This is a genomic window from Limnohabitans sp. TEGF004 (assembly GCF_027924965.1).
Taxonomy (GTDB): domain Bacteria; phylum Pseudomonadota; class Gammaproteobacteria; order Burkholderiales; family Burkholderiaceae_C; genus Limnohabitans.
In genome coordinates, this window is the sequence record NZ_AP027056.1 from 184,927 (window position 1) to 198,607 (window position 13,681).

The following is a 13,681-nucleotide window of genomic DNA, read 5'->3' on the forward strand; positions in this document are numbered from 1 at the left end:
AGACTGAAATGTCCCGAGTAGGAAAAATGCCTGTGACCGTCCCCCAAGGTGTGGATGTGTCTATTAACAATACCCAAATCAGTGTGAAGGGCGCAGGCGGTACGCTGTCGATCGCTGCTAATGCATTGGTGAAGGTTGTCAACGAAGCTGGCCAAGTGACATTCGCGCCTGCTGATGATTCTCGTGAAGCGAACGCCATGAGCGGTACTTTGCGTCAATTGGTCAACAACATGGTGACTGGTGTGACCAAAGGCTTCGAGAAAAAGCTGACTTTGGTAGGTGTGGGTTACAAAGCTGCTGCGCAAGGTTCTAAATTGAACTTGGCAGTGGGCTACTCTCACCCAGTCAATATCGATATGCCTGAAGGTATCAAGGTTGAGACGCCAGCCCCAACTGAAATCCTGATCAAAGGTGCTGACCGTCAACGCGTCGGTCAAGTGGCTGCTGAGATTCGTGCTGTTCGTCCCCCTGAGCCTTACAAAGGCAAGGGCATCCGTTATTCGGATGAGAAGATCACGATCAAAGAGACCAAGAAGAAATAAGGAGCTGCAAAATGTTGACCAAAAAAGAGCAGCGACTCCGCCGGGCACGTCAAACACGTATTCGCATCGCCAACCAAGGCGTTGCACGTTTGATGGTGAACCGCACCAACTTGCACATCTATGCGACAGTTGTTTCCGCTTGCGGCACGAAAGTCGTGGCGACAGCATCCTCAGCAGAAGCCGATGTGCGCAAGCAACTGGGCGCAACAGGCAAAGGCGGCAACGTCAATGCAGCGCAAGTGATTGGCAAGCTGATCGCTGAAAAAGCGAAAAAAGCTGGCGTCGAAAAAGTGGCGTTTGACCGTTCAGGTTTTGCTTACCACGGTCGCGTCAAGGCTTTGGCCGACGCAGCCCGCGAAGCTGGCTTGCAGTTCTAATCGGATTGGAAATTACACATGGCTAAATTTCAAGCTAAAGCGCAGGGTGACGGTCCAGAAGACGGACTCCGCGAAAAAATGATCGCGGTCAACCGCGTCACCAAAGTGGTTAAGGGCGGCCGTATTCTCGGTTTCGCAGCTTTGACTGTGGTTGGTGACGGCGATGGCCGCGTGGGCATGGGCAAAGGTAAATCGAAAGAAGTGCCAGCTGCTGTCCAAAAAGCGATGGAAGAAGCCCGTCGCAACATGACCAAAGTCACTTTGAAAAACGGCACGATTCACCACAAGGTGCACGGTCGTCACGGTGCTGCAAACGTCATGATGATCCCCGCACCTAAGGGTACCGGCATCATCGCAGGCGGTCCAATGCGCGCTGTGTTCGAAGTGATGGGTATTACTGACATCGTGGCAAAAAGCCACGGTACATCAAACCCATACAACATGGTTCGTGCAACCTTGGATGCTTTGAACAATTCCACGACGCCTTCAGAAGTGGCGGCTAAGCGTGGCAAAAACATCGAAGAAATCTTCGCTTAATCTCGGAGCATTCAATGACTACCCCTCAAACTGTGAAGATCCAATTGGTGCGTAGCCCAATTGGCACCAAAGAATCGCACCGCGCCACCGTTCGTGGCTTGGGCTTGCGCAAACTGAATTCTGTGAGCGAGTTGCAAGACACGCCAGCAGTGCGCGGCATGATTAACAAGATCAGCTATCTGGTCAAAGTGCTGTAAAAGGTTGAAGATGGAACTCAATAACATCACCCACGCACCTGGCGCAAAACACGCCAAGCGTCGCGTTGGTCGCGGTATCGGCTCTGGCCTCGGCAAGACTGCTGGTCGTGGTCACAAAGGTCAAAAGTCTCGTTCAGGCGGCTACCACAAGGTTGGTTTCGAAGGCGGTCAAATGCCTTTGCAGCGTCGTTTGCCTAAGCGCGGCTTCAAGTCCACCACTTTGAAGTACAACGACGAAGTGACATTGGCTGACTTGCAACAACTCGGCGCTGCTGAAGTTGATATGTTGACATTGAAGGCCGCTGGCCTCGTGGCATCTATCGCTCGTGTCGTCAAGGTTGTGAAGACTGGCGAATTGACGACTGCTGTCAAGCTCAATGGTATCGGTGCTACTGCTGGTGCCAAAGCTGCGATCGAAGCCGCTGGCGGCTCCGTCGCTTAATCGTTAGAAAACAGGAACAGCGCTCCGTGGCTACTACCTCTCCATCGATCGGTAACAACGACAAGTTCGGCGACCTCCGTCGCCGACTGGTCTTCTTGCTGCTCGCCTTGGTGGTTTACCGCGTGGGCGCCCATATTCCTGTGCCCGGCATCAACCCTGACCAATTGCAACAATTGTTCAAGGGTCAGCAGGGCGGCATTTTGAGCCTGTTCAACATGTTCTCGGGTGGCGCTTTGTCGCGCTTTACCGTGTTCGCGTTGGGCATCATGCCTTACATCTCTGCATCGATCATCATGCAGTTGCTGACTTATGTGTTGCCCTCTTTGGAGCAGCTTAAAAAAGAAGGCGAAGCAGGTCGTCGCAAGATCACTCAGTACACACGTTTTGGTACTTTGGGCTTGGCTTTGTTCCAGTCCATGGGTATTGCCATGGCGTTGGAAGCATCAGCCGGTTTGGTCAACGTGCCAGGCTTTGGTTTCCGCATGACAGCCATGGTCAGCTTGACCGCAGGCACCATGTTCTTGATGTGGTTGGGTGAACAAATCACTGAGCGTGGTTTGGGTAACGGTATCTCTATCTTGATTTTTGCTGGTATCGCAGCAGGCCTGCCCGGTTCAATCGGTGGCTTACTCGAGCTGGTGCGCACAGGTGCTATGAGCATCTTGGCTGCCATCATCATTGTTGTTGTTGTGGCTCTGGTCACTTACTTCGTGGTGTTTGTTGAGCGCGGTCAGCGCAAAATCTTGGTGAACTATGCACGTCGCCAAGTGGGTAACAAAGTGTATGGCGGTCAATCGTCTCACTTGCCCCTCAAGTTGAACATGGCGGGTGTGATTCCTCCTATCTTCGCTTCGTCCATCATTCTGTTGCCTGCAACTATCGTGAGCTGGTTCAGCTCAGGCGATAGCATGCTTTGGCTAAAAGATATTTCTGCAGCACTTGCACCTGGACAGCCTGTCTACGTGATGTTGTATGCAGCTGCAATTGTTTTCTTTTGCTTCTTTTACACTGCCTTGGTCTTTAACAGCCGAGAAACAGCGGATAATCTGAAGAAGAGTGGTGCTTTTGTCCCGGGTATTCGTCCCGGCGACCACACTGCCAAATACATCGACAAAATTTTGGTTCGACTCACGCTCGCAGGCGCCGTGTACATCACCTTTGTGTGTTTGTTACCTGAGTTCATGATCTTGAAATACAACGTGCCTTTCTACTTCGGTGGTACATCGTTGCTGATTATTGTGGTTGTCACCATGGACTTTATGGCCCAAGTGCAAAACTACATGATGAGCCAACAATATGACTCGCTGTTGAAGAAAGCAAGTTTCAAAACAACGCTCTAACGGGCCAAGTAAAAAGTCGTGTTTCATGCCAATGAGGGTGTGAAATGAAATGAGTTTTAGGAGAATGAAATGAGAGTTTCGGCTTCGGTCAAAAAAATTTGCCGCAACTGCAAAATCATCCGCCGCAAGGGCGTGGTTCGTGTGATCTGTACAGATCCACGCCACAAACAGCGTCAAGGTTGATTGAACTGGTTTAAAGAGGACGCACATGGCACGTATCGCTGGCATTAACATTCCGCCGCACAAACACGCTGAAATCGGTTTGACATCGATTTTCGGTATTGGTCGCACACGCGCTCGCAAAATTTGCGAAGCATGTGGCATTGATTACGCAAAGAAGATCAAAGATCTGACTGACTCGGACCTCGAAAAGATCCGTGACCAGATCGCTGAATTCACGATTGAAGGTGACTTGCGTCGCGAAACAACAATGAACATCAAGCGTTTGATGGACATCGGTTGCTACCGCGGCTTCCGTCACCGTCGTGGTCTGCCTATGCGTGGTCAACGTACGCGTACCAACGCTCGTACACGCAAGGGTCCGCGTAAAGCAGCCCAGTCGTTGAAGAAATAATAGGACTGAACAATGGCTAAATCTCCAAGCGGCGCAGCTTCACGCGTACGTAAAAAGGTTCGTAAGAACATTGCTGACGGCATCGCGCACGTGCACGCGTCGTTCAACAACACCATCATCACCATCACTGACCGCCAAGGCAATGCTTTGTCATGGGCTTCGTCAGGTGGTCAAGGTTTCAAGGGCTCACGCAAGTCCACACCTTTCGCAGCTCAAGTGGCTTCGGAAGTTGCTGGTCGCGCTGCCGTTGATCAAGGCATCAAGAACCTTGATGTCGAGATCAAAGGCCCAGGCCCTGGCCGTGAATCTTCAGTGCGCGCTTTGGCCGCATTGGGCATTCGCATCAACTCGATTGCTGACGTGACTCCAGTGCCGCACAACGGCTGCCGTCCACAAAAGCGTCGTCGTATCTAAGCGTTCTTCGCTTTTTACTGTTAACCACAAGCCCACCGCCGCTGGCTAACCCCCAGCGGCTCCTCGCTTCTTGCGAGCAGCTGATCAGATAAGGAAATTCAAGTGGCACGTTACCTAGGCCCCAAGGCCAAACTCTCACGCCGTGAAGGCACCGACTTGTTCTTGAAGAGCGCACGCCGCTCTATCAGCGACAAGTGCAAATTCGACAGCAAACCAGGCCAACACGGCCGCACATCAGGTCAACGTACGTCTGACTTCGGTTTGCAATTGCGCGAAAAACAAAAAGTCAAACGCATGTACGGTGTGTTAGAACGTCAGTTCCGCCGTTACTTCGCAGCTGCCGATCGCCAAAAAGGTAACACCGGTGCAAACCTGTTGACCATTTTGGAAACACGTTTGGACAACGTTGTGTACCGCATGGGCTTCGGCTCTACACGTGCTGAAGCACGTCAGCTGGTGTCACACAAAGCCATCACCGTGAACGGCCATCAAGTCAACATCGCTTCTTACTTGGTGAAAGCCGGTGACGTGGTTGCTGTGCGCGAAAAGTCTAAGAAACAAGGCCGCGTGTTGGAAGCCCTCGAGTTGGCAAAACAAGTGGGTATGCCTGCTTGGGTTGAAGTCAACCTTGAAAAAGCTGAAGGTGTCTTCAAGAAGACGCCAGACCGTGACGAATTCGCTGCGGACATCAACGAATCTTTGATCGTCGAACTTTACTCGCGTTAATCCTGGTTGAAGTTTTCAACCTAACGCACCCCACGCTGCCTGCTCGCGCAGCGTGGTCCAGACACCCAGCCTTACCGGTGTAACGAACCGGGGGTATTGAAGGAAATCTGAATGCAAACAAACTTGCTGAAACCAAAAAATATTCACGTCGAGCAATTGGGTCACAACCGCGCCAAGGTTACCTTGGAGCCGTTTGAGCGTGGCTATGGCCACACGTTGGGCAATGCTCTGCGTCGCGTTTTGTTGTCTTCTATGGTTGGCTATGCAGTGACTGAAGTCACCATCGCTGGCGTTGTGCACGAGTACTCGTCTATCGATGGCGTGCAAGAAGATGTGGTCAACATCTTGTTGAACCTCAAAGGCGTTGTGTTCAAAATGCACAACCGCGATGAAGTGACTCTGAGCTTGCGCAAAGACGGCGAAGGCGCTGTGACTGCTGCAGACATCCAAGTGCCTCACGATGTTGAAATCATCAACCCTGAGCACGTGATTGCGAACTTGTCGCACGGCGGCAAGATCGACATCCAACTCAAAGTTGAAACAGGTCGTGGCTATGTGCCAGGTACTGTGCGTCGTTACGGCGAAGAGCCAAGCAAGTCCATCGGACGCATCGTGTTGGATGCCGCTTTCTCTCCCGTCAGTCGCGTGAGCTACAGCGTTGAAAACGCACGTGTGGAACAACGTACGGACCTCGACCGCTTGGTCATGGAAATCGAAACCAACGGTGCCATCTCTGCTGAAGACGCTGTGCGCGCTTCGTCAAAGATCTTGGTTGAGCAACTGGCTGTGTTCGCACAGTTGGAAGGCGACGCCATCAACGGCATCATGGAAGCTGCTGCTCCACGTGGCGGCCAACAGTTCGATCCGATCTTGTTGCGCCCTGTCGACGAGTTGGAATTGACCGTTCGTTCTGCCAACTGCTTGAAAGCAGAAAACATCTATTACATCGGTGATCTGATTCAGCGCACTGAGAATGAGTTGCTCAAGACCCCTAACTTGGGTCGCAAGTCACTCAACGAAATCAAAGAAGTGCTCGCTTCACGCGGCTTGACTTTGGGCATGAAACTCGAAAGCTGGCCACCTGCCGGTTTAGAGCGTCGTTAATTTAGAATCACTGACTTTTAAAGTCCCCTGGCCGTACCTGATACGGCGGCCGGTAAAACATCAAAGGAAATCAAAATGCGCCACGGACACGGACTTCGCAAACTCAACCGCACTAGCTCACATCGTTTGGCTATGTTGCGCAACATGATGAATTCGCTCATCGAGCACGAAGCCATTAAAACCACATTGCCTAAAGCCAAAGAATTGCGTCGCGTCATCGAACCGATGATCACTTTGGCCAAAGAGCCTACCGTTGCAAACCGCCGCTTGGCATTTGACCGCTTGCGCGATCGCGACAGCGTTGTGAAGTTGTTCAACGAATTGGGCCCACGTTTCAAGACACGTCCAGGTGGTTACACCCGTATTTTGAAAATGGGTTTCCGCGTGGGCGACAACGCACCAATGGCTTATGTTGAATTGGTAGACCGCGCAGAAGTTTCTGAGGCTTCTTCTACCGAAACAGCCGCTTAATAGGTTATACTAATCCTCTTGACGCGCGATGGAGCAGCCTGGTAGCTCGTTGGGCTCATAACCCAAAGGTCGTAGGTTCAAATCCTACTCGCGCAACCACTTTAAAACGCCCGCTGAATTTATTCAGTGGGCGTTTTTCTTGGGAAGTCCACACATGGAAATCAGTCGCGTCGAAGCCTTGTCACAACGCATCGTGCAACCCTATGCATGGGGTAACGCTGTATGGCACGTTTGGGGTGCTGGTCAGGCCGCTGAGCAGGGCCTAGAAGGCCAAGTCGCCGATACCAGAAGCAATGCCTCAAAGCAGCCTCTTGTGCTGCTACATGGTGGTTCTGGCAGCTGGACGCATTGGCTGCGCAATGTCGAGCACTTGGCGAAGATCCGAACAATTTGGGCATTAGACATTCCTGGGTTTGGTGACTCCGACTTGCCCAGCGGTGTGAGCGATGCCGATGGCTTAGTTCCTTACGTGGCTGAAATACTCGCGAACTCTTTTAGAGGTGATGGCGTGGATGTCATGGGCTTTTCTTTCGGCGCCATGACGGCGGGTTTGGTAGCCGCTGAATATCCCAACCTCATCCGGCAATTGATTTTGGTCGGCGCGCCTGGCTTAGGCTTATTTAGCAAAGAGTTGCCAATGCGAGGCATGACGCCTGACATGGATGAAGAGTCGCAGCGCAAGGTGCATCGCCACAACCTGAATGCCATGATGTTTGTGCATCCAGACAGCGTGACCGATGACGTGATTGACTTGCAGCAAGCCAACGTTGCACGTGACCGCTTGCGACGCAGACGCGTTGCCCGCACGGATGTACTGGCACAAGCGCAAACACACTGGACATGTCCCGTGCATGGCGTGTGGGGCGTGTGTGACGCGCTTTACCAAGGCACGTTGGCTCAAGTCCCACAGGTGTTGTCTTCGATGGCCTCATTCACGGTGGTTCCCGATGCCGGCCACTGGGTCATGTTTGAAAAACCAGACGCATTTCATGCAGCGGTGGCCCCACTACTAAGCCGCTGAAGCATCAGCCAACTTGACGTCGCGTCTCAAGCGCGCACAATGAAACCATGCTGTACAAATTCAAATCAAAAGCCACGGGCGACCTCATCATGTTGGAGCCCCAAGGCAAACACATCCTCAAACTCATTGGCAAAGAGCCAGGAGCCCAAGGCATCATCTTGCCCCGCGAGATGTTGACGGCCATTGAGTCCTTGAATGCGGCTGTCGCACAAGAAGAGTTGGCACATCAAGCAGCCAAAGAGGCCGCGCAGAACGGCAACGTGCAGGAGACGGGCGCAGCCCCCGCAGTAGATGGCCCTCGCGCCATCAGCTTGAAGCAACGCGTCGTCCCCTTCATTGACATGCTGCGTCGCGCACACGCCGAAGACAAAGAGGTGGTTTGGGGTGTTTGATGACACGCCCAAGCATCATGCCTATGAAGCACTCACGCCCGATGTGGTGCTGGATGCGCTCTCTGATTTAGGGCTTGAAGTCGATGGTCGGCTCACCGCCTTGAGCTCGTATGAAAACCGCGTGTACCAAGCTATGTTGGATAACAACAGCTCGGTGGTCGCTAAGTTTTACAGGCCGGAGCGTTGGAGCGATGCTCAAATCTTGGAAGAACACAGCTTTGCTGCAGAGCTGATGGCCGACGAAGTGCCATTGGTGGGGCCACTCATGCTGCACGACAAAACCTTGCACCATGCACACGGTTTTGCATTCAGCGTCAGCCCTCGTCGTGGTGGACGCATGCCTGAGCTGGACGACGCTGAGGTGTTGGAGTGGATAGGGCGCTTCATCGCGCGCATTCACAACGTGGGCGCGCAACATAGCTTTGTCACGCGCCCCACTTTGAATGTGAGCACGTTTGCCACTGAGTCACGTGACTGGCTGATGGAAAACGGCATCATTCCCATGGACCAGCAAACTGAATGGCTGGCGGTCTGCAACCAAGCCATTGACATGGCGCAAGAGAAATTTGCAGCGCATCCTGCGAAGCAGATTCGCTTGCACGGTGACTGCCACCCCGGCAATATTTTGTGGACACCCATAGACCTGCCCAATGGCGGCCCACACTTTGTGGACTTGGACGATGCCCGCATGGGGCCTGCGGTTCAAGACTTATGGATGTTGCTCAGCGGTGAGCGTGCGCAGCGCACACAGCAGCTATCGATGTTGCTGGATGGCTATGAACAAATGCGTGAACTCAACCGCAGCGAACTCGCGTTGATCGAGCCTTTGCGCACCCTGCGTTTGATTCACTACAGCGCTTGGCTAGCAAGACGTAAAGACGATCCCGCTTTTGTGCAGCATTTCTCATGGTTTGGTAGCAGTGACTATTGGGGAGGGCAAACGCACATGCTGGTGGAGCAATGCGAAGCCATGCAAGAAGAGCCGTTGTACGCTTAACAGCCGAGTAAATCGGCCAGCGCATGTATGTCGCGCGCATGCAAATCGTTGCCGGCTTGTGGTGACACATCTTTAGGCTGCGATGCGCCGAACTCCAAAGGCCGTTCGATGTAGGCCGTGCGTAAACCACAAGCCCGCGCTGCCTCTAAGTCATCATGATGAGTGGCGCAAAGCATCACTTGTTGAGGCTGTAAGTCAAATGTTGATGCGACGCCTAGATAGGTGGCAGGGTCAGGCTTATACGCACGAAACACCTCGGCAGACAAAACGCAGTCCCACGGCAAACCTGCATGCTTTGCCATGTTGGTGAGCAATCCGATGTTGCCGTTAGAAAGTGTGCAAATGGTGAATTTGCTTTTAAGTCGCTGCAAGCCAGCGACACTGTCGGGCCATGCATCTAAGCGGTGCCATACGCGGTTGAGGTGCACGCGCTCAGCTTCAGTCAAATGCGACAAGCCGAACGTAGGCAGCAAGTCTTCCAAGACCAACCGATGCAGCTCATCAATGCGCGTCCAGCCCAGTTCGCCCGAGCGAACACGCGCCATCGCAGGTTGATAACCAGCACGCCAAGCCAATGCAAAAGCGTTGGCATCCAAAGAAGGGTAAAGCGCTTGCATTTCGCGCACGATACTGCCGTGCCAATCGACCACAGTGCCAAAAATGTCAAAGGCCAACACATGCGTGTTGGCCTTCAAGTCGTCTAGAGACGCGGGGTTAGGTGTGTCCATGTGTGTCATGGACCGTGTTTTACACCAAGAGTGCGTTCACCCGTTTCACATAGGCGGCAGGATCATCTGGCAAACCACCTTCAGCCAACAAAGCTTGGTCAAACAAAATGTGCGCCAAGTCGTTGAAGTTGGGGTTGGCGTCACCGCTGAGTTTCTTGACCAAAGCGTGTTCAGCATTGACTTCCAAGATGGGTTTCATCTCAGGCGCTTGTTGCCCAGCTTGTTTGAGCATGCGAGCCAATTGCATGGACATGCCGTGGTCTTTGACTACCAAGCAAGCAGGTGAGTCGACCAAGCGCGTGGTCACGCGCACATCGTCGGCTTTGTCTTTCAAAGCTTCTTTGAGCTTGGCCAATACAGGCTTGAAGTTTTCAGCAGCATCTTCCGCAGCTTTCTTCTCAGCTTCATCTTGCAGCGAGCCCAAGTCCACCGCACCTTTGGCGACAGATTGCATGGGCGTGCCATCAAACTCTTGCACAAAGTTCAAGGCCCACTCGTCCACGCGGTCGGTCATCAGCAAAACCTCGATGCCTTTTTTGCGGAACACTTCCAGTTGCGGGCTGTTCTTGGCGGCAGCCAATGTGTCAGCGGTGATGTAGTAAATGGCCTCTTGGCCTTCTTTCATACGTGCCTTGTAGTCTGCGAAGGACACGCTTACGGTGTCCGTTGAAGTGCTGGCAAAACGCAGCAGTTTGGCGAGCTTGTCTTTGTTGGCAAAGTCTTCGCCCAAGCCTTCTTTCAGCACCGCGCCAAATTCTGCATAGAACTGGCTGTACTTGCCTTCTTTGGCTTTGTCTTCGTCACTCAACACATCAGCCACGCCATCGTCGCCCGCAACAGGTGCTTTGTCGTACTTGGCTAAGTCTTCCAGCACGGCCAACACACGGCGGGTGTTGCCTTCGCGAATGGCTTTGACGTCACGGCTTTCTTGCAGCAATTCGCGGCTCACGTTCAGTGGCAAATCGGCCGAGTCCACCACGCCTTTGATGAAGCGCAGGTAAGAGGGCATCAGCGCTTCGGCGTCGTCCATGATGAACACGCGCTTCACATACAACTTCAAGCCTGCTTTCTTTTCGCGGTTGAACAAGTCCATCGGCGCCTTGCCTGGGATGTACAACAGCTGTGTGTATTCGGTGCTGCCTTCCACCCGGTTGTGGCTCCAAGCCAAAGGTGGCTCAAAATCGTGGCTGATGTGCTTGTAGAACTCGGCGTGCTGCTCGTCGCTCACATCCTTCTTGGGGCGTGCCCAAAGCGCGTTGGCTTGGTTGACGGTTTCCCACTCGTCGGTCAGCACCATTTCGCCGGGTTGGTCGTTCTCGCCCTCTTTCCATTCTTCTTTGCGCATGCGGATGGGCAAAGAAATGTGGTCAGAGTATTTGTTGATGACCGACTTGAGCTTCCACGCGCTCAGGTATTCCTCGGCATCGTCACGCAGGTGGAGAATGATTTTTGTGCCGCGCTCTGCTTGGGTGATGGTCTCCACCTCAAAGTCGCCCGTGCCGGTGCTGCTCCAGCGCACGCCTTCCTCTGCCTTCAGGCCTGCGCGGCGAGATTCCACCGTGATGCGGTCGGCCACGATGTAACCCGAGTAAAAACCCACACCAAACTGGCCAATCAAAGCGCCTTGGTCTTTGGCATCGGTCTTCTGGTCGCCGCTGAGTTTGCCCATGAATTCGCGCGTGCCGCTCTTGGCAATCGTTCCGAGGTGGGCAATGGCTTCTTCTTGACTCATGCCAATGCCGTTGTCGGCAATGGTCAGGGTGCGAGCGTCTTTGTCAAAACTCACGCGCACTTCAAGGTCGGCGTTGCCTTCAAACAAGGCATCGTTGTTCAGGCCTTCGTAGCGCAGCTTGTCGCAGGCATCAGAGGCGTTGGACACCAGTTCGCGCAAGAAGATTTCTTTGTTCGAATACAGCGAATGCGTGACGAGGTGCAGCAGTTGTGAGACTTCGGCTTGGAAGGAATGGGTTTGTTTGGTCATGGTCTTTAAAAACTAAATTACAAAAAACAACGCCCCAAGGTGTGGGGCGTTGGCCTAAATTTCAAGAGGGATAAAACGCAGGGAATTCGCGCAACTCAAAAGCGCTCGTGGGCACCCAGGTAGCGCCATTGCCCAGCAGGCAGTTGCCCCAGTTGGACGTGCCCGATGCGAATGCGCTTGAGGCCCACGACCTGAAGGCCGACTTGTTCGCACATGCGGCGAATTTGGCGCTTCTTGCCTTCGGTCAGCACAAACCGAAGTTGCTCTGGGTTTTGCCATTCCACCTGGGCACGTTTGAGGGGCTTGCCGTCCAAGCTCAAGCCGTGGCGTAAGCGTTCGAGTTGAGCCTTTGGAAATACCGACTGGACATTGTTGGTCACGCGATCGTGGTCGCCAATGGCGCTGAGTTGGTTGGCTCTGCCGCCATAGGTGGCGGATGCAGCGGTGGCTGCGGCAATGTTTTCTTGACCGGTGTAGGTCACGCGCACCAAATATTCTTTTTCCATCTCCGAGTCTTCGCCGATCAGTTGACGTGCGACGCGGCCGTCTTGCGTCAACACCAACAAGCCTGTGGAGTCGATGTCGAGTCGGCCCGATGGGGCGAGGCTGCGCAACTGTGTGGGCGTGAAGCGTCGCTTGGATGAGTCGCCCGCCCAATGCGTGCGAGGGTTGATCAACATGATCGCGGGCTCATGCCCGTCTTCGGCTTGCCCGCTCACGTAGCCCATGGGCTTGTGCAGGAGGATCGTGACTTGTGTGTCTTGGTGCCCCTTGGCGCGTGGGTCCACCTCCACACGGTCATTGGGGCCCACTTTCACGCCCATTTCGGCGGGACGGCCGTTGACCAACACCCAGCCTTGATCTATCCACGCGTCGGCCTCGCGGCGTGAGCAAAGGCCAAGTTCGGCCATGCGTTTGTTGAGGCGTGTGAGTTCTGTGGGGGTGTCTGACATAAGGGGCAAATTCTAAGTGCCGCTGGCGCGCAGCGCGGCAAGGTTCAGCACGCGCATGCCGCCGTATTCAATGCGAATCGCGCCTTGTTCTTCCAATCGATTCAGTGCCACGTTCACACGTTGGCGCGACAGGCCCACCAGGTAGGCCAGCTCTTGCTGCGTGATGCGCAAAATCTCGCCCACGCCCGGAAACAAAGTGGGGTTGAACAGCGCTGCCAAGTTGCGTGCCACGCGCACATCTGGATCGCTGGAGCGGTCAATCTCGCGAGCCTCAATGAATTGCGCTAAGCGTTCGTTGAGTTGGTTCATCACAAAGCGGTTGAACCCAATCGAGTTGTCCAGCAACCAATGAAACGTGTCAATTGGCAGCCCCGCCACCACGCTGCGGCGAAGGGCCATGATGTTGTAGCGGTAGGTCTCGCGCTTGATGGCCGTGCCCTCACCAAACCAACCACCGGGCGGCACACCCGTGAAGGTGATGGTGCGCCCGCTGGCGCTGTCCGTGCTCATCTTCAACAGACCTTCCACCACGCCAAACCAATACGTGGCTTGGCGCCCCATGCGGCACACGTAGTCACCAGGCATGGGGTCGCTCACCACCAGCTGCGATTCGATGCGGTTGCGCTCGTTTTCTTTGAGCAAGCCAAACCACGGGATGAGCTTGAGCTCTTGCTCCGTGAGAGAGCGTCGTCGCTGGTAAACGGTGGGTGTTTGCGCCATGATTCTGATCAATAGAAAAGTTTTATTCGGGTAATCACTGCTCAGTGTCTACCCTAAATTGTCGTCGAAACGACAACTTGGCGTCAAACCGGAGCCTACGATCGCACCCAACGTGAGAAACGCGTCACATGCGCGTCACGATTTTTTGTCGACACACAAAGCAAG

The 13,681-nt window shown here is 53.8% G+C and carries 19 protein-coding genes and 1 tRNA gene; 16 read left to right on the forward strand and 4 right to left on the reverse strand.

Going from position 1 to position 13,681, the window contains the following annotated elements; genetic code table 11:
- The first annotated feature begins 8 nt into the window (after positions 1-8).
- From rplF to LINBF2_RS01090, 16 genes are all read left to right on the forward strand, one after another.
- Entirely contained in the window at positions 9-542 is a 534-nt protein-coding gene (gene rplF / locus LINBF2_RS01015; RefSeq protein ID WP_281889723.1) for a 50S ribosomal protein L6, read from the forward strand.
- A gap of 11 nt (positions 543-553) precedes the next feature.
- A complete protein-coding gene (gene rplR, locus LINBF2_RS01020) occupies positions 554-919 on the forward strand; it encodes a 50S ribosomal protein L18 (RefSeq protein ID WP_281889725.1) in 366 nt (121 codons plus the stop codon).
- An 18-nt stretch (positions 920-937) separates the two neighbouring features.
- Positions 938-1,456 carry a 30S ribosomal protein S5 gene (rpsE, locus tag LINBF2_RS01025; protein ID WP_104796731.1) on the forward strand — a complete coding sequence of 173 codons (519 nt, stop codon included), beginning with the start codon at positions 938-940 and terminating at the stop codon, positions 1,454-1,456.
- 14 nt (positions 1,457-1,470) lie between these two features.
- Entirely contained in the window at positions 1,471-1,653 is a 183-nt protein-coding gene (rpmD, locus tag LINBF2_RS01030) for a 50S ribosomal protein L30 (RefSeq protein ID WP_104796730.1), read from the forward strand.
- A gap of 10 nt (positions 1,654-1,663) precedes the next feature.
- A complete protein-coding gene (gene rplO, locus LINBF2_RS01035; protein WP_104796729.1) occupies positions 1,664-2,095 on the forward strand; it encodes a 50S ribosomal protein L15 in 432 nt (143 codons plus the stop codon).
- Between the two features lie 26 nt (positions 2,096-2,121).
- On the forward strand, positions 2,122-3,435 hold the full coding sequence (gene secY / locus LINBF2_RS01040) for a preprotein translocase subunit SecY (protein WP_281889728.1): 1,314 nt from the start codon (positions 2,122-2,124) through the stop codon (positions 3,433-3,435).
- 69 nt (positions 3,436-3,504) lie between these two features.
- Positions 3,505-3,618 (forward strand): 50S ribosomal protein L36, encoded by a 114-nt coding sequence (gene rpmJ / locus LINBF2_RS01045; RefSeq protein ID WP_011481465.1) that lies wholly within the window; start codon positions 3,505-3,507, stop codon positions 3,616-3,618.
- Positions 3,619-3,643: 25 nt separating this feature from the next.
- Positions 3,644-4,009, forward strand: a complete 366-nt coding sequence (rpsM, locus tag LINBF2_RS01050; protein ID WP_104796727.1) for a 30S ribosomal protein S13 — start codon at positions 3,644-3,646, stop codon at positions 4,007-4,009.
- 12 nt (positions 4,010-4,021) lie between these two features.
- A complete protein-coding gene (gene rpsK, locus LINBF2_RS01055; RefSeq protein WP_100133809.1) occupies positions 4,022-4,423 on the forward strand; it encodes a 30S ribosomal protein S11 in 402 nt (133 codons plus the stop codon).
- Positions 4,424-4,525: 102 nt separating this feature from the next.
- Complete coding sequence (gene rpsD / locus LINBF2_RS01060) at positions 4,526-5,149, forward strand: 30S ribosomal protein S4 (protein ID WP_104796726.1); 624 nt, start codon at positions 4,526-4,528, stop codon at positions 5,147-5,149.
- Positions 5,150-5,260: 111 nt separating this feature from the next.
- Positions 5,261-6,253 carry a DNA-directed RNA polymerase subunit alpha gene (rpoA, locus tag LINBF2_RS01065; RefSeq protein WP_281889731.1) on the forward strand — a complete coding sequence of 331 codons (993 nt, stop codon included), beginning with the start codon at positions 5,261-5,263 and terminating at the stop codon, positions 6,251-6,253.
- 75 nt (positions 6,254-6,328) lie between these two features.
- The gene (gene rplQ / locus LINBF2_RS01070) at positions 6,329-6,724 is read left to right on the forward strand and encodes a 50S ribosomal protein L17 (RefSeq protein WP_108283421.1); all 396 of its coding nucleotides are present in this window, start codon (positions 6,329-6,331) and stop codon (positions 6,722-6,724) included.
- A 22-nt stretch (positions 6,725-6,746) separates the two neighbouring features.
- Positions 6,747-6,823: transfer RNA gene (locus LINBF2_RS01075), tRNA-Met, on the forward strand.
- A gap of 55 nt (positions 6,824-6,878) precedes the next feature.
- Positions 6,879-7,745 carry an alpha/beta hydrolase gene (locus LINBF2_RS01080; protein ID WP_281889734.1) on the forward strand — a complete coding sequence of 289 codons (867 nt, stop codon included), beginning with the start codon at positions 6,879-6,881 and terminating at the stop codon, positions 7,743-7,745.
- A gap of 47 nt (positions 7,746-7,792) precedes the next feature.
- Complete coding sequence (locus LINBF2_RS01085; protein WP_281889736.1) at positions 7,793-8,137, forward strand: DUF1840 domain-containing protein; 345 nt, start codon at positions 7,793-7,795, stop codon at positions 8,135-8,137.
- Positions 8,130-9,134 carry a serine/threonine protein kinase gene (locus LINBF2_RS01090; protein ID WP_281889738.1) on the forward strand — a complete coding sequence of 335 codons (1,005 nt, stop codon included), beginning with the start codon at positions 8,130-8,132 and terminating at the stop codon, positions 9,132-9,134. Before LINBF2_RS01085 ends, LINBF2_RS01090 begins: the two co-directional genes overlap by 8 nt.
- Here LINBF2_RS01090 and LINBF2_RS01095 read toward each other — a convergent pair.
- From LINBF2_RS01095 to LINBF2_RS01110, 4 genes are all read right to left on the reverse strand, one after another.
- On the reverse strand, positions 9,131-9,862 hold the full coding sequence (locus LINBF2_RS01095) for a haloacid dehalogenase type II (RefSeq protein ID WP_281891256.1): 732 nt from the start codon (positions 9,860-9,862) through the stop codon (positions 9,131-9,133). The two genes, LINBF2_RS01090 and LINBF2_RS01095, sit on opposite strands and share 4 nt — an antisense overlap.
- Before the next feature lie 19 nt (positions 9,863-9,881).
- The gene (htpG, locus tag LINBF2_RS01100; RefSeq protein WP_281889739.1) at positions 9,882-11,843 is read right to left on the reverse strand and encodes a molecular chaperone HtpG; all 1,962 of its coding nucleotides are present in this window, start codon (positions 11,841-11,843) and stop codon (positions 9,882-9,884) included.
- Positions 11,844-11,938: 95 nt separating this feature from the next.
- On the reverse strand, positions 11,939-12,796 hold the full coding sequence (locus tag LINBF2_RS01105) for a pseudouridine synthase (RefSeq protein ID WP_281889741.1): 858 nt from the start codon (positions 12,794-12,796) through the stop codon (positions 11,939-11,941).
- 12 nt (positions 12,797-12,808) lie between these two features.
- Positions 12,809-13,516 (reverse strand): Crp/Fnr family transcriptional regulator, encoded by a 708-nt coding sequence (locus LINBF2_RS01110; protein ID WP_201746942.1) that lies wholly within the window; start codon positions 13,514-13,516, stop codon positions 12,809-12,811.
- Positions 13,517-13,681: the final 165 nt, after the last annotated feature.